This is a genomic window from Duganella rivi (assembly GCF_009857435.1).
Classification (GTDB): domain Bacteria; phylum Pseudomonadota; class Gammaproteobacteria; order Burkholderiales; family Burkholderiaceae_D; genus Rugamonas; species Rugamonas rivi.
The window spans coordinates 237244-261048 of sequence record NZ_WWCK01000003.1 but is presented as its reverse complement, the minus strand read 5'-3'; the positions used below and the strand labels follow the sequence as shown (position 1 = coordinate 261048).

13 protein-coding genes are annotated in these 23805 nt (G+C 61.0%); 2 read left to right on the top strand and 11 right to left on the bottom strand.

Features of this window, described 5'->3' with window-relative positions; translation table 11 throughout:
* Positions 1-16 precede the first annotated feature (16 nt).
* The gene (locus GTP45_RS09825; protein WP_161013696.1) at positions 17-1318 is read left to right on the top strand and encodes a cation:proton antiporter; all 1302 of its coding nucleotides are present in this window, start codon (positions 17-19) and stop codon (positions 1316-1318) included.
* On the opposite strand, the gene GTP45_RS09820 is transcribed toward GTP45_RS09825, so the two are convergent.
* On the bottom strand, positions 1311-2372 hold the full coding sequence (locus tag GTP45_RS09820; RefSeq protein WP_161013695.1) for a tartrate dehydrogenase: 1062 nt from the start codon (positions 2370-2372) through the stop codon (positions 1311-1313). The genes GTP45_RS09825 and GTP45_RS09820 overlap by 8 nt on opposite strands.
* Before the next feature lie 86 nt (positions 2373-2458).
* Between GTP45_RS09820 and GTP45_RS09815 the strand changes: the two genes are divergently transcribed.
* On the top strand, positions 2459-3373 hold the full coding sequence (locus GTP45_RS09815; RefSeq protein ID WP_161013694.1) for a LysR substrate-binding domain-containing protein: 915 nt from the start codon (positions 2459-2461) through the stop codon (positions 3371-3373).
* Here the strand turns inward: GTP45_RS09815 and GTP45_RS09810 are convergent.
* The 10 genes from GTP45_RS09810 to GTP45_RS09765 form a co-directional block, all read right to left on the bottom strand.
* Positions 3345-4475 carry an acetyltransferase domain-containing protein gene (locus GTP45_RS09810; RefSeq protein WP_161013693.1) on the bottom strand — a complete coding sequence of 377 codons (1131 nt, stop codon included), beginning with the start codon at positions 4473-4475 and terminating at the stop codon, positions 3345-3347. The two genes, GTP45_RS09815 and GTP45_RS09810, sit on opposite strands and share 29 nt — an antisense overlap.
* Positions 4472-6538, bottom strand: coding sequence for a TonB-dependent siderophore receptor (locus tag GTP45_RS09805; RefSeq protein WP_161013692.1), 2067 nt, complete (start codon positions 6536-6538; stop codon positions 4472-4474). Before GTP45_RS09805 ends, GTP45_RS09810 begins: the two co-directional genes overlap by 4 nt.
* Before the next feature lie 78 nt (positions 6539-6616).
* Positions 6617-7252, bottom strand: a complete 636-nt coding sequence (locus tag GTP45_RS28605) for an eCIS core domain-containing protein (protein ID WP_229258398.1) — start codon at positions 7250-7252, stop codon at positions 6617-6619.
* Positions 7253-7281: 29 nt separating this feature from the next.
* Positions 7282-10548, bottom strand: a complete 3267-nt coding sequence (locus GTP45_RS09795; RefSeq protein WP_161013691.1) for a hypothetical protein — start codon at positions 10546-10548, stop codon at positions 7282-7284.
* Positions 10545-11891 carry an ATP-binding protein gene (locus GTP45_RS09790; protein ID WP_217363339.1) on the bottom strand — a complete coding sequence of 449 codons (1347 nt, stop codon included), beginning with the start codon at positions 11889-11891 and terminating at the stop codon, positions 10545-10547. The genes GTP45_RS09795 and GTP45_RS09790 overlap by 4 nt, the downstream gene beginning before the upstream one ends.
* Positions 11892-11898: 7 nt before the next feature.
* The gene (locus tag GTP45_RS09785; protein ID WP_161013690.1) at positions 11899-16383 is read right to left on the bottom strand and encodes a contractile injection system tape measure protein; all 4485 of its coding nucleotides are present in this window, start codon (positions 16381-16383) and stop codon (positions 11899-11901) included.
* Positions 16374-18845 (bottom strand): baseplate wedge protein, encoded by a 2472-nt coding sequence (locus GTP45_RS09780; RefSeq protein ID WP_161013689.1) that lies wholly within the window; start codon positions 18843-18845, stop codon positions 16374-16376. Before GTP45_RS09780 ends, GTP45_RS09785 begins: the two co-directional genes overlap by 10 nt.
* Positions 18846-18857: 12 nt before the next feature.
* Complete coding sequence (locus GTP45_RS09775) at positions 18858-19676, bottom strand: hypothetical protein (RefSeq protein WP_161013688.1); 819 nt, start codon at positions 19674-19676, stop codon at positions 18858-18860.
* Positions 19673-23404 carry a baseplate J/gp47 family protein gene (locus GTP45_RS09770; RefSeq protein ID WP_161013687.1) on the bottom strand — a complete coding sequence of 1244 codons (3732 nt, stop codon included), beginning with the start codon at positions 23402-23404 and terminating at the stop codon, positions 19673-19675. Before GTP45_RS09770 ends, GTP45_RS09775 begins: the two co-directional genes overlap by 4 nt.
* Positions 23391-23804, bottom strand: a complete 414-nt coding sequence (locus GTP45_RS09765) for a GPW/gp25 family protein (RefSeq protein ID WP_161013686.1) — start codon at positions 23802-23804, stop codon at positions 23391-23393. Before GTP45_RS09765 ends, GTP45_RS09770 begins: the two co-directional genes overlap by 14 nt.
* Position 23805 lies beyond the last annotated feature (1 nt).

The window sequence follows — 23805 nt, the reverse complement described above, 5'->3', positions numbered from 1 at the left end:
CTCTTAGCCTGACATCATGAGCACAAATCAATGGTTCCTGCTGGTCGGCCTGCTAATGCTGGCGCGCGGCTTGGCGGCGACGTCGATTTCACGATCGCCGTTTACGTCGGCCATCGTCTACCTATGCGTGGGGATTGCGCTCGGCCCGAGCTTCCTTGGCATCTTCCGCTTCGATCCGGGCGAGCAATCCGGTCTGCTGGAAATGCTGACCCAAAGCGCCTTGCTCATTTCGCTATTCTCAGCAGGGATCAAAATGCCGGTGCCATTCAAACTGGCGCGCTGGGATGCGCCGCTGCGGCTGGCGTGGATTTCGATGGCGCTGACCGTGGCACTGGTCGCGCTGTTTGCTTACTACGTGCTGCACCTTCCTGCCGGAGCCGCCATTCTTTTGGGCGGCATACTCGCGCCCACCGATCCGGTACTGGCGACCGATGTACAAGTGCGCCATGCCGGCGACAAGGATCAACTGCGGTTCACGCTCACCTGCGAAGCCGGTATGAATGACGGCAGCGCCTTCCCGTTCGTGCTGCTCGGTCTCGGCATGCTGGGTGTCGGCGGTATCGGTGACGGCATACGCGGCGACGGCGCCGAACATTATCTGCGCTGGCTACTGGTGGACGTGCTCTGGGCGACGGCCGGCGCAGTAGCGGTAGGCGCACTGGCCGGTGCAGGACTGGCCAAGCTAGGCTGGCGGCTGCGCATGATCAAGCCGCGCCACGAAATCATGGACGATCTGGTCGCGCTAGGCTTGATCGCCGTGGTCTACGGCTTCGCCAGCATGATCAAGGCCTCCGGCTACCTGGCCGTCTTCTTCGCCGCCGTGGCGCTGCGCCAGACCGAGTTGGTGCTGGCCGGCGCGCCGAAAGACCGCTATGGCTTGCTGGAGCCGGACATGGCCAAGTCCGAAACCGCACAGCACAGCGAAGTGCCGCAAGTGGTCAGCGCCGAATCGCTGGTATTCAAGGAACACCTCGAACGCCTGTCCGAATTGACGCTGGTACTTCTGTTAGGGGGCATGATCTCGCTGCGCGACCTGCCTTACGAAACCATCGGCGTGGCAGCCTTCCTGTTCGTGATTGCGCGGCCGCTCGCCGTGTATATCGGTCTGATGGGCAGCGGCGTGGGCAAGCGCATGCGCGCTCTTACCGGCTGGTTCGGCGTGCGCGGCATTGGATCGCTGTTTTACCTCGTGTTTGCAATCGAAGCCGGCCTGCCGCCCAACCTAGCGCGCGAACTGACCGGCATCGCGCTAGGCGTCATCATGCTATCGATACTGGTGCACGGCTTCAGCGTGAAGCCGCTGATCGATACTAAATAAGCGAAGCGATGGCCATGCCGACTTGCGTGGTATCGGCCGTCCCGCCCATATCCGGCGTGCGCGGGCCGTCAACCAGGCAACGCTCCACTGCGGACACGATAGCGTCATGCGCATTGGTGTAGCCGAGGAAGTCCAGCATCATCGCGCCGCACCAGATCATGGCGATAGGGTTGGCGATGTTTTGGCCGTAGATGTCAGGCGCCGAGCCGTGCACCGGTTCAAACAGCGACGGGAAGCTACGCTCGGGATTCAAATTGGCCGACGGCGCAATGCCGATAGTGCCGGCGCACGCAGGGCCAAGGTCTGACAAAATATCGCCGAACAGATTGGACGCCACCACCACGTCAAAGCGCTCGGGCGACAGCACGAAGCGCGCGGCCAGGATATCGATGTGGTACTTGTCGTGCTTTACCTCCGGGTAGCCGGCGCACATCGCATCTACGCGCTCGTCCCAATACGGCATGCTGATCGAAATGCCGTTGGACTTGGTGGCGGAGGTGAGGTGCTTCTTCGGCCGCTTCTGCGCCAATTCAAACGCGAACTTCAGCACGCGATCCACGCCGGTTCGAGTGAAGATAGCTTCCTGCAAAACGAACTCGCGCTCCGTGCCTTCGAACATGCGGCCGCCGACGCTGGAGTACTCGCCCTCGGTATTTTCGCGCACGATGTACATATCGATATCGCCGGGCTGCTTGTTCGCCAGCGGGCAAGGCACGCCGGGCAGCAACCGTACCGGACGCAGATTGATGTACTGGTCGAACTGGCGGCGGAATTTCAGCAGCGATCCCCACAGCGAAACGTGATCCGGCACCGTGTCCGGCCAGCCGACCGCGCCGAAGAACAGCGCGTCGAAGTCCTTTAACTGCGCCATCCAGTCATCCGGCATCATCTTGCCGTGTTGGAGATAGTATTCGCAGCTCGGCCACTCAAAAGTAGTCCACTCAATGCCAATGCCGAAACGGCGCGCCGCCGCTTCCACCGCACGTATCCCTTCCGGCATCACTTCCTTGCCTATGCCGTCACCGGCCAGCACCGCGATTTTATGTACTTTCATGACTGCTCTCCTCATGGAAAGCCACAGCATAAACCGATTAATCGTGTTTATAATCACCATAAACGTAATTACATAAATCACGCATCGTGAACAATCAAATAGACAACGAAGACCTGCGCGTGTTTGCCACCGCGGCCCGCAAGGCCAGCTTCGCAGCGGCTGCCGAGGAACTGGGCATGTCACCGGCCTACGTCAGCAAGCGGATCGGCATACTGGAGCAAACGCTGGGCGTGCGCCTGTTCCACCGCACCACTCGCCGCGTAGTCGTCAGCGAAGATGGTGAGCGCGTCTACGCACACGCCATGACGATACTGGAAAATCTCGACAGCCTGCTGCACGAAGTGGCCGAACGGCGCGACGTGCCGCGCGGCCTGCTGCGCATCAGCAGCAGCTTTGGTTTCGGCCGCAACGTGGTGGCGCCGGTGGTGGCGCGGCTGGTGGCGGAACATCCGTCGCTACAGGTACGGTTTGAAGTGTTCGACCGCGTGGTCGACATTGTGAGCGAAGGCTTTGATCTCGACATCCGCGTTGGCGACGAAATCGCACCGCACCTCATCGCGCGCAAGCTGATGTCGAATCACCGCATCCTGTGCGCCGCGCCGTCCTACCTCAAGCAGCACGGCACGCCGCGCAACCTCAAAGAACTGGCAGGCCACAACTGCCTGGCGATCAAGGAACGCGACCTGCCATTCGGCGTATGGACGCTGCGCAGCGCCGGCGGCGTGGAAGAAACCGTCAAAGTCACCGGCTCTCTCTCCTCCAACCACGGCGAGATTGCACTGCAGTGGGCGGTGGCCGGCGCCGGCATTGTGCTGCGTTCGCACTGGGACGCCCAGCCGCACCTGCACAGTGGCGAACTTGTACAGGTACTGCCCCAGTACACCCAAAGCGCCAACGTCTGGGCCGTCTATCCGCAGCGCCTGGCCGGTTCCGCCAAAGTACGCGTCTGCGTAGAATTTATGCAGCAGCAGCTTACAGGTAGCGCACCCACGCCATCGTAGTGCGGCGCTTGAAGTTGCCGAAGGCGCGGCACGGCAAATACAGCAATGGGATCAGCACCGCAGTCAATGCCCATACTTGCCACAGACTGTCGAACTCATAGCGCGTGCCGTGATTCGTGCCCAGCCACGCCACCGCCACCGTTTGCAACAGTAACAACACGTACAGATGCAGCAGGTAGTAGAACATCGGCGCGCCGCCAAAGGTGGCGCAGATGCGCAGGAAGGCGTGATCGCGCTGCTCCAGCCAGGCCAGCACCAGCAAGCCGACGCCCAGCGTCAGCAGCAGGAACGCCAATGATGGCGGGTACTTGGTCACGTTAAAGAATGACATCACGGTATGCAGCGTGTCCGCGCCCTGCTGCCAAGGTAAAGTCTCGCCATAGATGTTCAAGCCACGCAGCACCGCCAGCAGCACCAGCGCGATGGCGCCTGCCAACAGCAGCAGCTTGCGGCGATGGGCCGGCGAGGTGGCCGATGCGTACCACGGCCCCACCGCGTAACCGAGCACGATCACGCCGATCCACGGCAGCAGCGGATAACTGACCTTGATCTTCAAGGCTCCTTCCGCCAGCAAGAAGCCGCGATCATGCAAGATAGTCCAGGGGATGTAGCCTGCCTCCCCCGGCTGGAACGTAATCGGCGTCAGTGCGTTATGCCCGAAGACGATGGCAAGGCCCAGCGCAATCAGCACGCCGCGCGGCAAGCGATGCAGCAGCGCTAACGCAATCATCGCCAAGCCGATGACCCAAATCACCTGCAAGTAAATGGTGGTCGGCGGTATGCGCCCAGTCCACGCCACGCTGACCACGCAGATTTCCAGTGCGATCAAAAATAGGCCGCGCTTGAACAGAAAGCCCGCCGGTGAGCGCTCGCCGCCGGCCGGATGCGCATACAGCCATGCCGACAAGCCGGTCAAAAATACGAACATCGGCGCGCAGAAATGCGCTGCAAAACGGCTGAAGAACAGCGCAGGATCGGTATCCGCCACGTTCATCGGATCGCTGACCTGCCAGCGCAGGAAGAAGGTTTCGCGCACGTGGTCCACCATCATGATCATCATGACCAGACCACGCATTACATCTATCGAAGCTACTCGTTTCATAACTTGTACTGCACTTTCAAGGTGATGCGGCGATCCTCGCCCGGCGCTACCCAGGTTTGCTGATAAGAGCTTGGATAATAAACTTTATCGAACAGGTTATCGATATCGAGCGACAGCCGCAGCTTCGCGTTCGGCGAATACGACGACACCAGCCGCGCCGTGGTGTACGCAGGTAGCTTGAAGGTGCTGCTGATCGCCACATCGCCATTGCGCTCGCCAACGTAATTCAAGCCGCCGCCAAGCGAAGCGCGAGCACCGCCACCTAGGCCAAACTCCCGTACCAGCAGCACGTTGGCCGCCTGCTTCGGCACATTCGCCAAGCGCCCGTCCACGGCCAGCACGTTATCACGCAAAACTTTGGCATCGGTGTAAGCGTAGGAGAATGACAGCTGCAACTTGCGCGCAATCTCGCCCGCCACGTCCAATTCCGCGCCTTTGCTACCTACCTCGCCGGCGGCCAGCGAGAAGTTGGTATCGACAGGGTTAAGCGTCAGCACATTCTTCTTGCGGTTCGAGTACAGCGCCAGGGTGCTGCTTAACTTGCCGTCCGCAGAGTCATACTTCACGCCCGTTTCGTAGGCGCGGCTGCTCTCCGCCTCGAACGATTCGTTATTGATGCCAATGCCGCTATTCGGCCGGAACGACTTGCCAGCCGATGCATACAAGGACAGCTGCTTATCCGGCTGGTACACAATGCCCGCGCGCGGGCTAGTCACATCAAGCTCTTGATGGTTCTGCAAACCGGCGCGGTTGTAGTTGGTGATAGTCTGCCGATACGCATCGCGCCGCACGCCAAGCAGCGCCTTCCACTGCGCGTTCAAGTCGATTTGATCCTGCGCGTAGAACGCCGTTTGCCACTGCTGCTCGCGGGTATTAATCGACGGCCCAAGCACGGTCGGCTGAACGCCGCCATACACCGGCGCATAGATATCGATGGAATAAGGCGCACTTGCGTTAGGGCTCTTGCGCAGTTGCAGACGATCGTCAACAAAGCGATAGCCATCCACGCCCACCAGCAGATGATGCGCGCCGACCTTGCCCAGCAACTCAACACGCCCCGACCAGTCCTGCGCCGAGAAGTCGCGGTAACGGCGCTGGCGCCACAGCGTGCGGCCATCCGGCTGCAAGGCCGACGCCTCGGTCGAAAAGCCCATCATCGAACTGCTGCGGTACGACAGCCCGCTTTGCAGCGACCACTGCTCGTTAAAGTCATGCTGTACAAAGACCTGATGTCCGCTGGACTTCACCGTCATCGGGCCATCGGCACGCTCGCCGAGGAAGCGCGAATTGGGAATCAATCCCAGCTTGCCCTTCACCGCCAGCACGCCGCGATCAAAATAAGCCTGCTGCTCAAACGCCTCCAGCTCATACGACAGCGTGGTCTGATCCGACAAGCGCCAGATCACCGACGGCGACACCATATGCCGCTTGGACGACAGCGTATCGCGGAAGCTATCGCCCTGCTCTATCGCCGCGTTAAGCCGATACGCCACCGTCTCGCTCAGCGGCCCGGTCAAATCCACCGCGCTGCGCCAGGTGTCGTGCGACGCCAGCGATTGCTCCACCGTGTACGAAGGCTGGAATAAAGGCTTGCGCGTGGTGATGTTGATGATGCCGCCCGGTTCTCCGCGTCCATACAACGCCGCCGCCGGGCCTTTCAGAATCTCGATGCTGGCGATATTGGCGCTGTCGCGCAAGCCGTTATAGCCACGGCTGGAGCTAAAGCCATTGACCAAAAAGTCCGAACCATAATTCGGATCGCCGGTAAAGCCACGCACCGCGTAGCTATCCCACACGCCGCCGAAATTACTCTGGCGCGAAATGCCGCTGCCCAGTTCCAGCGCGTCGGCGAAGCGATTCACGCCGGCGTCGCGCAGCATATCGGCCGTCAGCACGCGCGCGCTTTGCGGCAGATCTTTGAGATCCGTCTCAGTCTTGGTCGCGCCGGTGGCGGACAAGCTGCGATACGGCTGCCGCGCGCCGACAATCTCCACCACGTCATCAGCCGTGGCAAGCAAAGGATAAACAGCCGCGATGCACACAGCCAGCCCGGAACGGTACATAAACACCCCTTCATTAATGCAAGTTGGCTGCATTATACACAAATGCAACCATATTGCATTAACGAATTAGGGACGCCGCTACTCCTGCTCGCCGGCCTTCAATTGAGCTTGTCCGATGTTGAGTGCTTTGGCGCCCATGACGTCGGCCTCGCTTTCCAGCCCTGGATCGTCGTTGACCGGCGTGCTTTCCTTCATCTGCGTGGTCGGCTGCACCCGGCCTTGCGCTTGCTGCACAACGTGCCAGGCCTCATGCGGCAGGTGCTGTTCCTGGCCCGGCGCGACGTGGATGTCGCTACCCTGCGCATAGGCGTGTGCATTCAGCTGCGCCGGACGATCCGAGTTGTAGTGCACGTTGACGTGATCCATGCTCATGCCGGACATCGACTCAATGCCGGCCTTTAGCTGCGGCGGCAAGCCAGAATCATTCTGCACCTCGGCGCGCTGCGCGGTGAACTTGCCCTGCAACAGCTCCTCATCTTCCACCAGCTGTGCTGCCTCAAACTTACCTTGCAATAGCTCTTCATCCTCGGCCAACTGGGCCGGCGCGCCGCCCGCCATCATCTGCGCGCGCTCCATCAATTGCGCGGACTGGGCCGAGTTGCTGGCCATGTCCTGATAGTGCGTCGATGCCGTAGCCTTGCGCTTTTGCGCCGTGCCGGACGTGGCGCTGGCCGAGCGCTGCGATTCCACCGGCCGTGTCGATCGAACTTTCATCTCTATCCCTCCTTAAAAAAGAACCACACTCAGGAAACCGAACGCACTTCCTTGCCATCGCTGACCCAATGCTCACTGCCGGATCCGCCGTACACAATATTCACCACCAGCAGCCCTTGATTCATTTTTTCGTCCACGTGCTGCGCGGCGGCTGCATCGGAGATCGTCAGCGCCAGTAGTTCACCGCCCGGCTCGATCTTTTGCCCGACCAGCGGCGTGTTCTTCCACTGCACCGCGCTATCCGGCCCCAAGACCGAGTCCATCGCCGCTTTCACATCGGCGAACGGCAGGTTGTCGTACAGGATTTCAACCCGCTTGATGATGGCGTAGCCGCTGCCGGTATTTTTTAGCGTCCACTGGAAGCCATGCTCATTGCCCTCGGTGCGCCACACCACAATCGGGAAGCCCATCTCGTGCCGCACCAAGGTACTGCGCTGGCGCATCGGCACGCGACGACGCTGCTTCAGGTAACGATAGCCGGCAAACAGCGCCACCATCAGCACGCCCGCCGTGATGATGAACGGCAAATTGCCGGACGACAGCCGGGCCAGTTGCGGGTCATACAGCAGCAGCAAGATAAAGATCACCGTGGCCGGCAGATTGACCAGCGCAAGCACGTAGGCGAAATTCCGTTTGAGGAAGTTCTGCGCGCCGCAGAAGCGGAAGAACAGCACCACCGTGGTCAGGATGATCAGCAGCAGGATGCCCAGCGTCAGGCGCAAGCCCCAGCGCTGTACGCAAGAAAACACTTCGATCCAGCTCGGCAGCTGAACCTCCGATCCTGGCTCAAGGTAGTTGCGCGACAGGCAGACGGTCAACTGCATCGACTTCAGGCACGACAGGCTCGGATCGGTCACCGGCGTGGCCAGATTCTCAAAATCCGGCGCCCACAACCCCAGCCCGCCAAAGCTGTCGCGTGCATAGACGATGTCGTCTTCCAGTTGCTGCCAGTTGCGGTTATCGAAGTGCAGCACCGGCAAAATACTGCGCAGGAAGTCGGCGCGATCCGAACCGTGCAGCATGGCGTCGCTTTCGATGGCGGCGCGCAGCGCCTTCTTGGCGCTGGAGCTGGGCTCATTGAGCAGCACGAGAATGAACTCGTCATTTTCCGGGCCGCCCGGCCGATTCGGTTCGGTGGCTAAGCGCTTGGCGCGCAGATTGATGAGATTGGCCAGCCCGAACGCGCCGGGCCCGCCGTTACGGCCGGCCGTCAGCACATTTTGCGACACCAGGATATTCAAGCCCAGATCGTTCTTGTCCAGCAGCTCGCGCAGCTCAAGGAAGAACAGGTTGAACTCGGCGGTGGCGGTAGCGTCGGTCGGATAATTGGGGAAGTACAAGGTCACGCCGTCGCCACGGCGCGGCCGCGCTTCCAGCCCAAGCGTGCTGAAGTTCTTGATGCGCGAGACCGTATCGTTCAGTGGCGCCGTCAGCAGTTCCAGAATATTGGCGCGAATCTTGCCAAACACTACCTTGCGGCTCTGCTGCGAGAAGTTGCGCCAATCGCCGTCCCAATCGTTTTTCTGGATCACCCAGTCAACCTTGGAATTGTAGCGATGGGCGATGCGCACGAAGGCCGTTTCATTGCCATCGTTTTGCGTCACGTCATAGCTATCGGCGCCGCGCTGGAAGTTGCCAAAATTATCCACCGTCAGCGTTTGAAACGCGATCCGGTTGAGCGCCCGGAAATTAATCGCCTGCTCGCCCTTGTGGCTTTTCCAGTATGGATAGAAGGCGTAATTGATGCGCGCCACGTCATCCAGCGCGCAGCCGCACTTGCCGCCCTTGATCAGGATATCGGGCAACGGGTCGGGGATTTTCTTGCGCGCCAGCCCCTCGATTGCCGTGCCGAGATAGCTCAGGTAAATGTCCCGCACCAGTTCCTTGCTGGCCTTGTCGGTGGCGTCATCGCACAATTCGGCCTTGGCACGCAGCTCGCGGATGCGTTTGAAGGTCTCGGGCACGCCCTCCTTCAAATGCGCCACACCGTCCAACGACTGCTGGCGCAGCGGCTCCAACTGCTTTTCCAGCGCGTCGAGTTCAATGTCGGTGATGCGCAAGCCCGCCACGTAAGCGTTGTTAGTGGGCGAGTTAAGCTTGCACATGGCCAGCCCGAAATCGATCTTGGAAATTGCCGCGCTGCGGAACACGCTGGCCTCGGGATAGTTCACATCCTTGATCTGCTCCAGCATGCGTACCACGGCAGCCGGCACGCCGGCGTTCAGCACATTGCTTTTCAGCTGATTCTGAATGGTCTCCAGCCCTTGCGCATCGAGGTGATAGTTATCGAGCACGCGCGCGGCATTGGCCAGCTTCTGCGCTTCGTCGCCGGTCATCTTGCCGCTGATCAGATTGTCGAACGCCTCCTGCGATTGCAGATACACCGTGCCCATATCACGCAGCATGTCGAGCGTGGACTCCTGCCAGCCGCCCTCCTTCTGCAACTTGTCCACCAGCGCCTCGTTGATCAGGAAACCATCGTAGGCCAGCACTTGACTCTTGACCACCGGCCACAGCGTCTTGTGCAACTCCTGCATGCCGCCCAGCGTTTGCAGCAACCCAACCCGCATCTCCTCCTGCGAATGGAAGGGCTTGTCCTTGAGCGTGCCCAGCATCTGCATCAATTGATCCTTGCCCTGCAACAGCGCGAGGTCGTCCTTGTCCAGCTCGTAGGTGTAATAACCGCTGTCGGCCGTCACCGCCGATGGCCGCGGCGCCGGCGTGCGGCCGGCACTGTAGCGCTTGAACAATTCCAGCAATTCCGGCGTGTTGGCGCGTTGCAGGATGGCCGTGTCCTTGGCCCTGACCGGCGCCGGCTGCTCATCTTCCCAATTGCTGAAAGCGGGACTCAGCAAGGCGCCTAGCTCGACCGGATAGGCGGCGCCAAACGCCGCCACCCGCTCCACGTGCTGCGGCAAGCTCTCGACATAGCCGGCCGGCGTGGCGATCTTGAAGGTGTAGCCATAGCGTTGCAGCCACGACAGCGTGATGCGGCCAACAATGCCGTCACTGAGCGGCTGTTCCTTCATGGTGTAATCGGTCTGCCAGTCGGGCAGCTTGCTGTAGATGGACTTGAGCTGGTTCTGCATTTGCAGCACCACCGGCTTGGCCAGGCCGTCAAAGTCGGCCTGCTTGATGGCGCGGTTATAGCCGACCACGGTGTAGCTGCGAGCGGGCTCTTTGGACAGCGGCGCCGGCGCGGGCACACTGGCCGCCAGCGCGCCGCCCAGCACCAAGTGGCAGATCGCCAGCATGCCGAGGTATTTCAGGCGATGAGTATCGAGGATATGTTTCACAATGTCTTCCCATCCTTCATGAGTTCCTTGCCGATACCGGCAATCAGGTCGGCTTGTTCGAGGCGTTCGCGGCCGTTCATCACGGCGCGGATGGCCGCGTAGCGGGCCACGTTGAGCAAGGCGCCGCCCGCCAGCTCGTACTTTTCGGCGATGACTTGAAAATCAACGTCATCGCCGAGCCGCTTGTTCTCAGTGAACAAGCCTTGCCACAGCCGCTGCCGCTGCTCGGCGTCCGGCATGGCGAAATACACTTCGCTCTGGAAGCGCCGCGCAAAGGCCTGATCGATATTGGCCTTGAGGTTGGTGGCGAGAATTACCACGCCCGGGAAATCCTCGACCCGTTGCAGCAGGTAGGAGATCTCCTGATTGGCGTGGCGGTCGTTGGAGTTGCTGGTCTGGGTACGCTTGCCGAATAGCGAGTCGGCTTCGTCGAAGAACAGGATCCAATTCTTGTTCTGCGCCTGGTCGAACACGCTGGCGAGGTTCTTCTCGGTCTCGCCGATGTACTTGGAGACGATCATCGACAGGTCAATGCGGTAGACATCGGCACCGACCGCCTTGCCGATCAGGCTGGCCGTCAGGGTCTTGCCGGTGCCGGGTGGGCCGTAGAACAGGCTGCGGTAGCCGGGCTTGACGGACTTTTCGAGCCCCCAGCTGCGCAAGATGTGCTGCGGCTGGCGCAGCCAGGTGACGATGTGTTCGACTTCTTCCATTACCTCCGGGTTGAGTACCAGGTCGCTCCAATCGAGCCTGGTTTGCATCAGCTTGGCGGGGAAACTGGCGCTGAAGTCGGGCTTGTGCACTTCGCCGTCGGACAGCCGTTGCAGGTATTCGTTACTGAGGATCAGGGCCGAACCGAACATCGGCTCGCCGCTGGCTTCGTGTTCGAACTTGAGCATGCCGCTTCGGGTGAAGAAATGTTCGTCCTTGAACAGGCTGGAGACTTTGAAACGCAGTGCGATATCGGCGCCGGCCAGCAGGAAAGCGGCGGTTTCGCAGGTCGGCAGGAAGCCAGAGTGCAGCTTGCCGCGCCAGCCGCCGATTTCGCTATAGCCTCGCCCGAGGGCAGCGTTTTGCAGCAGGAACATATCGAGCACTTGTGGGCGCAGGTGCGGCATGAAGGCCAGCATCAGCACCACGCGCTCGGCAAAGCCCATCTCGTATTCGCGCACCAGTTGTGCGTACGGGCTGCTGTCGCGCGCCAGGTCGGGCGGCGGACAGCGGGCGGACAGATCCGCGCTGCCGTGATCGGCCTTGAAATAGGCTTCGAAGCGGGCATCACACACTTGGGTGAACCACGCTACTTCGCGTTCGAGGCATTCGGCGATGTCGTTCATTTTCATGGTCTCGTTAGCGCCAGGTCACGTGGAGGGGATGTTCCATCCAGGGGAACTTGATCATGGCGAAGCTCCATGGCAGGCGATCCAGCAGCATGTCGAAGGTGGCGGTAGGGATTTTGAGGTGCCATGCCTCCTCTTCGAAGTACAGATGGCCTTCGCGTTGCAGGAAGGTCTGGCGCAGGCCGGCGATCGAGGTTTTGCCGAGGGCTTTCCAGTGGGCGATGACGCCGTTGAGCATTTGTTCGATGGTGTCTTTTTCCTTGTCGGTGATGTCGATGCCGCGCGCGATCGGCTGGCCGCCGTGGATGCCGCACAAGAGTTTGTTCAGCACCAGTTGGTACTCCGGCGTCGTGCTAGCGCCGGTGATCGCGTATTGCAGCAGATGGACGGCGCGCTGCGCGGCTTCTTCGCTGATGAATTGGCCGTCCTTGGTTAGTTCGAGAATGCTGAACAGGCGCTGGGCGTAGGTGGCGATGATGACCATGCCGGCGTTGCGGATGTTGGATTCGCCGGTGAATGGTGCTGGTTCTTCGTGCGCTTGGTCGTATGCTTGTGTCCCCTTTCCGGCCGGTTGGGTGGCCAGCGGTCGCAGCAACGCCTGCATCGCCGCTTGACGCGAGTGTGCGGCTGGCTGTACTGGTGGAAGATCCGTATCGGCCTTGCCGCCGAGATTGCGGATCAAGCTGCGGATAAATTCTGCCGGCGTAATCGGATCGGCGGTGACAAACGCTGTTTGGTAAATGCTGCGCCAATGGGCCTTGCTTTGCATTGCCGGAATGCGGGCAACAGGCACAATCGCGGCGATCGCTCGCAGTACCGATGGCAATTGCGCGGCCAACTCCGTCTGCAACTGAACTAGTAGTTGCGCCAATACCGGCGCGGGCGCCAGTTGCACCAACCGGTCAATCGCGGATGGCTGGGACAGTGCCGTTTCCAGCGCTCCGCTCAGCGGGATGCCGTCAGCGCGCAGTACGCGTTGCAGCATCAACTCGGCGGCGAGCTGCTCGGTGCGGCCAAGCGCTTCCGCCCGCATCAGCAAAACCGCCAATGCTCCCTCGGCCTCCAAGGCAGTCTTCAACACCAAACTGCCAGCCGTTTTCTCAGCCGATGCTACCGGCACGGCGCTAACCGCAGCGCTACTTACATCAGCGCCCGAGCCGACTGCCGCCCCGCCCTCTGCGGCATTACGCTTTGCAGAACTGACGCCGGCGAAGCCAACAGCGCCGCCCTTCGTCGTGCCTGCATCCATATCCGCCGACTCACTTGCCGACGCTACACCTAGCGCGCCCGCATTCGCCTCCACCGAATTAACGCCTGCGATGGTAGCGAGGGCCACATCCCCGGCGATACCAGCAGCGGCTCCTTTAGCATCTCCTGCGTAATCACGAGCCACGATGGCAACGGCAGCGCCATCCCCGATACTGCCAGCATCTCCGTCGGTGCCCCCGGCGTAATCGTGTTCCGCATCGATCATAGCGTCACGGGCCGCCAGCATCGCCGCGACATCGCGCCCCAGGACGTCAACGACACCCTCCGCCTCACCAGCCACGCCATGGTCAACCGCATCCGCATCCGTATCGACATGGACTGTCATACCTATCGTCAAATCGTCTTCCACGATACTCGTTAAACTTTCGCCCACACCTGCAGCGCCATCGTCTGCCGCGATGACAGCGGCAGACGCATCGGAGGCTATGCCCGCCGCCAAATCGACTGGAGCGATAAACTCTACGTCTTTCCTAACGCCAGTCGCTTCCTCGGTAGCGACGATGGCAGCGGCTGCAGTGCCGGCCGACTTGCGAACCACGGAACCTCTTTCAGCGACAACAGCTGCAACTTCATCCTCGCCTGCTGGGCCATCACCTGCCATGTTGAGCGGGACGGCGACGGCTGCTGCGGTAGTGGCGGTAGTAGCGGTAGTGGCGGTAGTGGCGGTAGTGGCGGTAGTGGCGGTAGTGGCGTCGGCATCGGCGGCGGGAGTCGTAGTCGCGGCGGCCGATGATTCTGCACTCGTAGCTTTGTCGTTAGTTAGGCCGGTGCTGCGCGTGTTTTTTGCTCTGGCATGGCTCCGTGTCGCTTCGCCTTGCGGCGTGACGGCATTCCGCGCTGCGGTGCTCCCGGCGACGTTCGCTTCTGCGCCTTCGGCGTCCACTTGCATATCAACCGCTGCGGCGCTGTCGCCAGTCGCTTGCATGTCAACAACCGCGCCGCTCTGGTCTGCGCGTTGCGGCATGCCGTCCGAGCCCTCAAAGTCGCGGTCAACAGCGCCTTGCGATCCGCCAACTTCGCAGCTTGCGGCTTCTGGCAGCGCTTGTCCATTCGCGATGCTTTCCGTTTCGATAGTGGCTGCCGTTTTCGTCGTCATCACCGCCTTGGCAGCGCTGCTCTGGGCGGTGAGCGACTCAGCGGCCGCGGGCAGCGAAGCCTCCACGGTAGCGCCAGTCGTAACTCCGCTTATCGCGATGGCATCAGGCGCTTGTTTGCCGGACGGCGCAGCAGGCTCAAAGGAGACCAAATCTTCCGCCGCCAGCTGCTCGAGAAGCTGCGGCCCAAGCAATTCAGGATAGTGCTGGCAGAGCTCGGCGGCGAGCATCGTATGCAGCGCTGGCGAAACGTTATCTCCATCCTGAAGATGCTGTTCGACAGCCAGCAGATAGCGGTCGCCAAACAGCAGCCTCTCCAGCGCATGCATCGACGGCAAGATCGCTTGCCAAGCGTGGCCGGCATCACGGACATCTTCGGATGGAGACTGCTTGGGAAGCAGGGTCTGGATGAGGCTAGACAACACGACCTCTTCGTTGATCATCGTTTGATCAAACGCGAAATTCAGCACACGCTGGCGGAATTCGTCAGCAGGCAATGGCGATGACAGCACCGCGCCGCATTGCTCGGCATGACGCAAGATAGGCTCCACCAGCAATGCGTTGGCCGGAGATATGGCCTTCAGCATTGCGATCAACATGTCCGGCGACGAACGTGCGATGAGGTTCGTGCGCTCCTGTGGACGGCGAAGGTAGCGATGCGCGGCAGCGATCAAGACATCCGCATGATGGCGCGTGATTTCTGACCATATAACTTCCAGCGTACTCAAATCTGCCTGCAACATGGCACTGGCGAGCCGCTGCGGCAGGCTTTGCTGAAGCAACGCTGGCAGTGGCGACGGCCCGCGCAACGGCGGATTGCTGACAGCATCGCCGCTGTCTTCGTTCGCAGCGGATATTGTTGACACGGCAGTGGCAGAGGCGGAGGAAGCGAGCGACGTGGTCGCGGCGATCGGCGCGGTTGCACTGGTTAGCGCTTCGAGGTCTATGGCCTGCCCGTTCAACAGGCTTTGCAGGATTTGCAGGAAGTAGCCATGCGCGCCGCTCGCTTGCAAGGCGTAGCTTTCCACCGCCGCCAAAAACAGCGATGACGGATCGCCTATCCACGCCCGCACAAGTTGATATAACTGCGCCGGGTTGAGATTGCTTAGCCGCGCATCCTCCTTCATTTGCTGGCTGACGAAGTTCCGAATGGACTGCTGCGATTTGAGCGTGGTGATGGCGTCCATCGGAGCGGAGGGAGCCACAGTCGCGGACTGCTGCGCCATCTCCTCAAGATCAAGCTGGCCGCCGGAGCGCAAAGTACTTAACACCAAGCGCATGAATTGCACCGGATCACGCGCTTCCGCACTGTGGGCTGCGATGGAATCGAGCATCAGGCTGCAATCCTGATTGACCATGCTGGAATCGTGCATCAGCCACCAGATAAGCCACTGGTGTAGCTCGGCCAACTCGGATGGCAATTCGGCGCTGCGCTGCCGCCAGTTGCGGAACTGCGCTAACGCTGCGTCATCATTCGGTGCTGCGGTGCCTTGCAGCGCGGCCAGCCAATACGCTTCGCTCTCGTCTTTGTGCGACAGTCCTCGGTGCGGATGCAGCATCGAGGCTGCTTCCTTCAGCAAGTCAGCACTAAATTGGCGAACCAGCCGAATCAGCATATCGCTATCCTGCACCACCTCTCGAAGCACCTCCGATGCCTTCGGCGCAGCCAACACTTGCCGCAGCAAGCGCTCATGCGCTGTCTGCTGATCGGCCGATACCGACCACGGCAGACGACCGCTACGCAGGAAATTCAGCAACTGCTCGCGTGCCAACCGCCACCCGGCATCGGCATCGGCATCTGCAGCCGCGCCGGTCGCGTGGGCGGCTACTGCGGCGGCTGTACCAGCCGCCTCCGGCGACCAATCCAGCGCCGACGCCAATTGCTCCGACAAGCGCCGCGCCAACTCGCCTTCCGCCTCCTCACGCAGCACGCTGCCGAGATCAATTTCCAGCCGCTCGATGCGCCGCACCTGGCCGGCCCTGTCCTGCTGTGCCAGCGCCGTATCCACCACCGGCAACAAGGCCGCGCGCAACCATTCCGCCAGCGATTCGCTGCTTTCCTCGCCGCCCTCGTAGGCCACATCCAGCGTCAGTCCATGGATTAGATTAGGTGTCCGCATCATCACATCCATTGCCGGTTGGTGTGATACGCATCGACCGTATTGAAGAAGGCGATCAACTCCGCCGCCGCCTGATCCAGCGCCGCTGGATCATTCACCACGCCCACCAGCTCCAGCCAGCGCGCATAGCGCAACTCAAACTGCGCCAGGAACGCGAAATCGAGCCAATAGAAAGTCGGCAAGATATGCGCTGGCAAATTCTGCGCAATCAATTCCTCCACCCACGCCCGGCAGCCCTGATCCCGGAAGCGCGCCGTAAATCCAGGCAGTACCACGCTCACCCGGTGCGCATAGAAATCCGACTTCACATCATGCTGCGTCGCCGCCACGCGCGGACGCAGCAACACATGCTCCAGCAAATGAAAGCCTTCAGTCGCCTTGTTCAAGCCGATCAAGCGCTGCCGCAACTCGCGCGCAGCCTGTGGCGCATCGGCGCTAGGCAGGCGCAACAAAGGCCAGCAGCGCTTTTCATCCAAACTCAGACACAGCCAGCTTTGCTCGCCTTCCTCCGCCAGCACGCTATAGTTTTCCTTGCGAATGCCGGCCGACAGCAGCGAAGGACTCAGCGTACCAAACGGCAGCCCAGACAACACCGGCTGCGGCGCCGCCTCAGCCGCCCACGCCAACGGCTTGGTCTTGCCGTAATCGACTTGCCGCTCAAGCTGCCCTTCATAGCGCTTATCGCTGATGAACTTGACCTCATCATTATTTAGCGCCTGCACCAGCTTGCGCCCTACCACCTGCCCGCTACAGCCCGACAACAACTGCACCCGCCGCTGGATCGGCGCGCAATTCTCGCCAGTCCAATACGGCAGTAGCAAATTCATGGCCTGCCCGCGCCCGGCGCTCAGATCGCAGAAATCTTTGAGCAAGCCAATCTTGCACTCGATCAGATGATGGCCGAAATCATCCGGGTGATACACGTCATAACGCCGCAACGCATCGGCCGGAAACACCTCGCCGTAGACGGCCAACAAGCTGTCAAGCACGCGGTTGCGGCGATCAGTGAAGGTATCCTGCCCCGCCAGCACCGCATCCACCTCGCCTTGCCCCACATGGCCGCTATACAGCACCTCCAGGTTCGGCACTTGCTCGTTGCCCAGATACTGCGCGAAATAAGTCCGATCCAGCGTTTCGTCCGACGAATACAAGCGCTTAATGCCCTGCAACGAAGCAAGGTAATTCGCCATCATCTGCTCAAACGGGTACAGGTATGCCTTCAACTGCCGCGCCCGCGCCTTCGCCTCGGGCGGATAGCTATCCGGCACGCCGTAATGGTTGATGCCGTAAACGGCCGGCGTATGCTCGCCGACCGAGCCATATTCCGCCAAATCACGGTAACTGCCCTGCGGCAGCTTGAGCAGCCGCTGCAACTGGCCCTCGTTATTGCGGAAAGCATCGTATTCGAACTCCAGCTTGCGCAGGTAAAGCTTGGCCTCTTCGTGCAGCTGGTCGGCATACCGGCCTGGCACATGCTGAAAATCTTCCTGCGAACCGGTCTGCAACGGATCGGTGCTCTTGCCATGAATCAGCCGCAGCTTTTGCAACACGGCCGCCGACTGCGGAAAGCCCAGCACCGGGCATACCTCGCCGGACTCCTTCAATTTGACCTGGCTGTACTCCATGTCTTCGGCATCGCGGCGCAAGCACAGCCGCTTGACCTGCCGCACGCCGGGAATATGCCGCACCAGCGTAATCAGGTTGACCACGTCGATTTCGTAATTGGCTTGCTTGAAGTGGCCGTCGGCGATATAACCGTGATAGGTCAACGGCCCTTCCAGCATCTGCTCCCAGCTCATGCCCTGCGCCAGCGCTTCCTCGAAGCGCACGATCTGGCCCCCGGAAGAAATCAGCTTGGCGCAGCTGAAGTAGATATCGGCATACACCTCGGCCGCTGGCCGGCTGTCGTCGATCTCGATCTCGCCACTCAGGCTATACACCTGCGCACGCACGATGGACACACGCTCCACATCGCGGCACAGATTGCGGTACATCGACAGCAGCAACAGCACGTCCTTGCGCAACGCTTCGCAATCGCTGCGGCTATCGCTCTCGAACAGTGACTCGTGCGGCTTGATGAACACCGAGTACAAGCCAGTCTTGCCGCGCTTGCGGATCCACACATCATCCACCGGCGGCAATTGGTCGTAGATCAGCTTGCAGAAATCAATATCCGTCACCGGCTGGTTGGGGAAGATATCCGGCGGCGGATACAGCGCCTGCGCTTCGAAATCGATCCTGCCATCCGGGCCGGTAAGGAAATCGGCCACATCGAAATCGGTGCGGTAGACCAGGTCGGTCAAGCCATACGATAGCAATTCCAGCAGCGTCACGCCGGGATCATGCAAGTTATAGTCAGTCCATTGCTGGCTCGACAAATCTTGCAGCAAAGCGATGCCCTTGCGCCTGAGGCCGTCGAAATCGAGGCCGTCAGGATCGCTCAGCAAACGCTTGATGTGATCCTCAATCTTCACGCAACCACGTCCTTATTCCTTGACCTTGCCTTTTTCATCGTATTGCGGGCTGGGCTGGCGCAGCGGCTTGTCGTCGCTTTCCAGCATCAGCGTGTCTTGCCAAAGCTGGGTGATGTGGTACTTGACCCAGACATCCTCGCCGTAAGAGCAGCCAACCCGCATTTGCAACTTGAATTCGAACGGCTTCGCCACCTCCGCCCGCTGCCAGCGCAGCTCGATGCGGCTGCACCGGTTGCCGAAGTGGCTTTGGTGGTACGAGATATCGCCGTTGGCGCCAAACGCATTGGTGGCAAACGCGTGCATGATGGCGTAGCGGCCGTCGCTATCCTTGCCGCCAACGCCGGCCACCACTTCCAGCGCCTGGCAGCCGGTCATGAAGTCGGTCACGTCATACCAGTAGCCATCGGCAGGCACGGCAAAGTCGCCGCTGCGGCCGACGCGCGCGTGCGACGCCACCGTGCCTGCCACGTCCAGCTCATGGCGCGGATGGCTTTGGCGGATGCCAACGCCGCTGTGCGGCACGCCGTCGCCGTCCACCGTGCTGGTCAAGGTCAGCATCGCCTGGCCGCGCCGATCCTGGAAACTGAGGTTGCTGTTGGCCTTGTCCAGCCCCAGCGACCACATGGCGTTGCCGGTGCCAATGTCCTGGTAAAAACTGATCAGCCGGCCGTCGCGCAGCTGCGCGATCTTGAACCCGGCCTCCGGCGTCTTTTCAAAGCCCTCGTCGAGCATGCTGAGCATGGAGTCGATCAAGTCCTCAAAATCCTGCTGGCTGGGCATCTTGCCCAGCTCGAACTGCTCTTTGAGCATGGTGCGGCGGCGGCGGGTCATGATTCTGTCCTATTCGAAATAATGAAGGTGGAGCCGATCTTGAGCTCCTCGATGCCGATATGCTTGGCCTCTGCCGGTTCGTGCTTATCCGTCAGCACGATCCAGTGCTGATTCATCGGCACCGCGATACTCCACGGGTAGCTGGGCACAATCACTTTCTGCACCACGTCTTTTTCGCGCGCGTTGTCGCGCATTTGGAATAGCCGGTCAAGCGGCTTGCCCCATGGCGCAATCTGTAATAGTGATACGCCAGACACCCGATCCACGTAGCCGAGATCGAGCAGGAAAGACACCACGTCATGCTGGCGCAAGCTCCAGCCGAAATGCTTGTTGATGCCCTGCGCATTCCACGGCGACAGGTAATCGCACAGCGCCTGGTTGATCTGCTCGCTCAAGCGGCCGGTGTGCAGCTGCGACTTGAGCTTGATGGTGCAGCGCACCTGCACCTCCTCATAGACCGGGTTTTCCACCCGGATCACAGCGTCGGGCGACGCAAACTGGCGCACGTACTGCTTGATCTCGTTGACCAGGTAGCCGCTCAGGGTCGGCTTTTGGTTGAGGTGGCCGCCGCGATTCAAATACGGAATCGCCACGATCAAGATATGGCCGGGCAGCGAACGCTTGGCCGGATCGTCGACCTGGCGCAGATTGGGAAAGCACTTCACCTTGAACACTTGCGGGAAGCGCTCCAGAATCAGTTGCTCATAATCGCTGGCGGTCAAGGCGCGCTGCTTGTGGCGCAGGCGCTCGCTGGCGCGCACACGGAATTGCAACGCCGTCTCAGCCGCCTTGCCGTCAAACGAGCGGCGCACCTGGTAGACGCTGTCGATACCGGGAATGTTTTCCTTCGCACGATTGATGTGCATGGCCGGCATCACCGCTTGCGGCTTGGCGCCGCGGTCGGCGCGCCACGTCACGCGAATCGCCTGCGCGTACACCGAGTACAGGCTGCAAAAGCGCTCCACGCCCTCTTCCGCCGACACGCACAGCCAGAACTGCCCGGCCGGCATCACGGTATTATTGGTGTCGATATCCTCGGGCAGTTGCAGCAGCACGATGCCGCTGGTCATAAAGCCCTTGGTCGAGTCTTCCAATATCCGGTTCGACTCCAGCGGCCGCCAGCGATTGCCGGCCAGGTAACGCCAGCGCAGCTTGATATTCTTCACGCCGCTCATCGGCAGCGAATCCTCGCGCAGGTAGAAGTACAGCGACAAGGCGCCGCGCAACTGCTTGCCCTCCACGCCGATATATAGCTGGCCGGTCGATTTGTAGCGCGGGATCTGCCGGATCAGCCGCGTATCGCTAAAGAACATGCTCTGCCAGCCCAGCGGATGCAGATGGATAAAGCTATCGGCCTCCGACGGGCTGTTGGCACGCCGCGCCTTCTCAAACATAATCGTCGCCGTGGCCTTGTAATTGAGCGCGATGCGGCTGATCTGCGGCGTGTATGGCGCATTCGGCAGCGGCGACATCAGGCGCACTTTCTTTTGCTGGGCGTTCTGCGTCAGTACGCGCGACAGCAGCGCCGGGTACTCCTGATGGCCGAGCGCGCCGGCCGGCCCTTCCAGCGTAATCTTGAACAAGCCGTTCATGCTGGCCGAGGTGTACTGGAACGGCGCGCCACTAGCGTCCGGCATGCCCTCCACCGGCTTGTAAAACTGCACCGCATCATGCAGGCTGATATTGTTGTCGTCGCTGGTCAGATTGCTTGGGCTGCCATCGTCGTTGGTCTGGTAGCGGAACAGCTTGACCGTGGGGCCGGCGTGCAGCCACTTGCCGTCGGTCAGCACGGCCACGCTGGCCTCGATGTCATCGCTTTTCAAAGGCTCGGGGTAGGCGCGGTAATATTCGGGAAAGCCGCCAAGGCCGAGCGGCAGGCCAGTCCACTCGACGTCGATCGACACATCTTGCAACTGCTTGTACAGCATCTCCTCGCAGCCGACCACCATGTAGGAGCCGACCGCCGGCAAAGGCCCAAACGGCATGAACGGCGACAGCGCGCTTAGCTGCCCGACCTGGTTATGCAGCAGCAGTTGCCGCACCGCCTTTACCTCGACCTCGATGCGGATATCGTGCAGGATGCAGTCGGCCAGCAAATCGTAGGGATAGCGGTACTCGTTCTGCGTCATTTCGAAGCGCAGCAGTGGCAGCTTGCTGTCGTAGGCAGCGCCGTGCACGGCCGCGACGTAGGGCGTGACCGGCGGTGCGCTGGCCGGCAGCACAAACTCGATGGCAAGGCAGTCCTCCGGCAAGCCGGGATTGAGGCCGCTGTATTCCGGGCGGTACTCGGTCACTTGATACCAGCCAGTTTCGGTAGTCAGGCCGATGCGGAACATGCTGCGGAACAGGCGCACGAACACATCGTTGACGCGGATGGCCTGCACCTCCTCCTTGGTGCGCTTCGGGTCGGCGCGCACCTGCTCCAGCACGTTCTTGAGCTGCTGCTCCAGCGAAGGCCGCTTGGCGTGCGACGGCACGCGGTACTGGAACAGCACGCGCACGGTGCGTTCGCCCTCGCGCATCAGCAGCACCTTGCTGGCCAAGATGAAGCCGAACGCCGCCGCTTCGCCGCTGATCAGCGGCTCGCCCGGCTTGGGCGCGCCCATCAGCGGCAGCGCCGGGGCTTTCTCGTGCTCGCGATCTTCGCCGTCCAGCGGCAGCAGGTCGAACTGGCGGTGGTAGCAGCCTGTCGTGCGGACGATGGGGCGGCGCTCAAAATACAGTGAATGTAGCGCCGTGACGCGGGCGTCGCTCAGTGTCGAGGCCGTGTCGGCCGAGTAGATGATGTCCTTCTGGTCGGCGTCCACACCGCCGATGAATTCGGTGCCTGCATCGATTTGGATCTGGCGCGCGGCCGCCGTCGGCTTGATAACCAGGAAGGCGCTGTCCGGCTTCTGCGGCTGCGGCCGCATGCCAAGCACGCGCTGGTAGTAGAAATCAATGCGCTGGTCGCCAAAGCGGTTGAGCCGTTCCAGCAATTGCTGGAATAGCTGGATAAACGCGATCAGCAAGCTGATGCCGGGATCGTGGTCGCCGCTGCGCAGCGACGGCGGCAGCAAGCGGCGGATGCCGTTTTGCAGCATGCGCACACCCTGCATCACGGTGTGAAAGTTGTGGCGAACGAGGCTGATATCGGCGTCTTGCGGCGTGACCTCGTGCAGCGCAGTCAAGGTATGCAACTGATGCGAAAATACCGCACCAGCCCTTTCATAAAATGACGCCGGCGCGGTTTTTATCAGCTCGGCCACTTCACGCCGCAAGCCGCGTAGTATGCCTTCCAGCAGCGTGCGGACTTCCTGCCCGGCATGGCCGCGCATCGGCTGCACCGCCACCGCCCACGCGTCGAGCGCGCGCAGCACCAGCAGCGGCGAATTCAGATTATCGCGGTAGCCGCCGTACAGCTCCTTCCCGGCATCGGCCTCGAACCACTGGTGATAGTCGGGCTCTCGCTGCAAGCGTAATTCAAACTCGCTCAGCATCTTGTTGGTATCGACCGCGAGGATAGACGCCATCAAGATGGCTTCATCGGCGCTGAAATATTCGTGCCAGTCGCCCTCCGGCGTGAGGTCCAGCTTATAGAAATGCACCAGCCGCGCATACTCGGCCGCCAGTGCCGCCAGCTGCTCGAACGACATCTCGTTGAGACGGAAGTAATCGCCGCACAGCGCCGGCGGGCGGCGGTGCTGCTGGTCGCGGCCATCGCTGACAATCAGTCTAGAGCTGCACATCGCTGCCTTCCCTGAAGTAGAACGGATAGACGATGTTGTGGCGCGTGTTGGTGCTGATCACGGTGTAGTGAATCGTAAAATTCAGCAGCCCTTCCTGTGCCATGCTGCTATCGGCAACGATGCTGTCCAGCGTCACGCGCGGCTCGAAGAACAGGATGGCGCGCTGGATCACGTCCTTCAGCATGGTGATGACGTTTTCATTGATGGTCTCGTACACCTTGAGCTTGAGGCCGCAGCCAAAACTCGGCTGCATTACCCGCTCGCCCGGCGTGGTGCTGAGCAGGATGCGCAGGCTCTGGCGGATATCCTCTTCCGCGCTGACCATTTGCACCTTGCCGCGCCGCGCAAACTCGGGCGGGAAGCTCCAGCCGGTGCCGAGGAAAGACTTGTCTGTATCCATC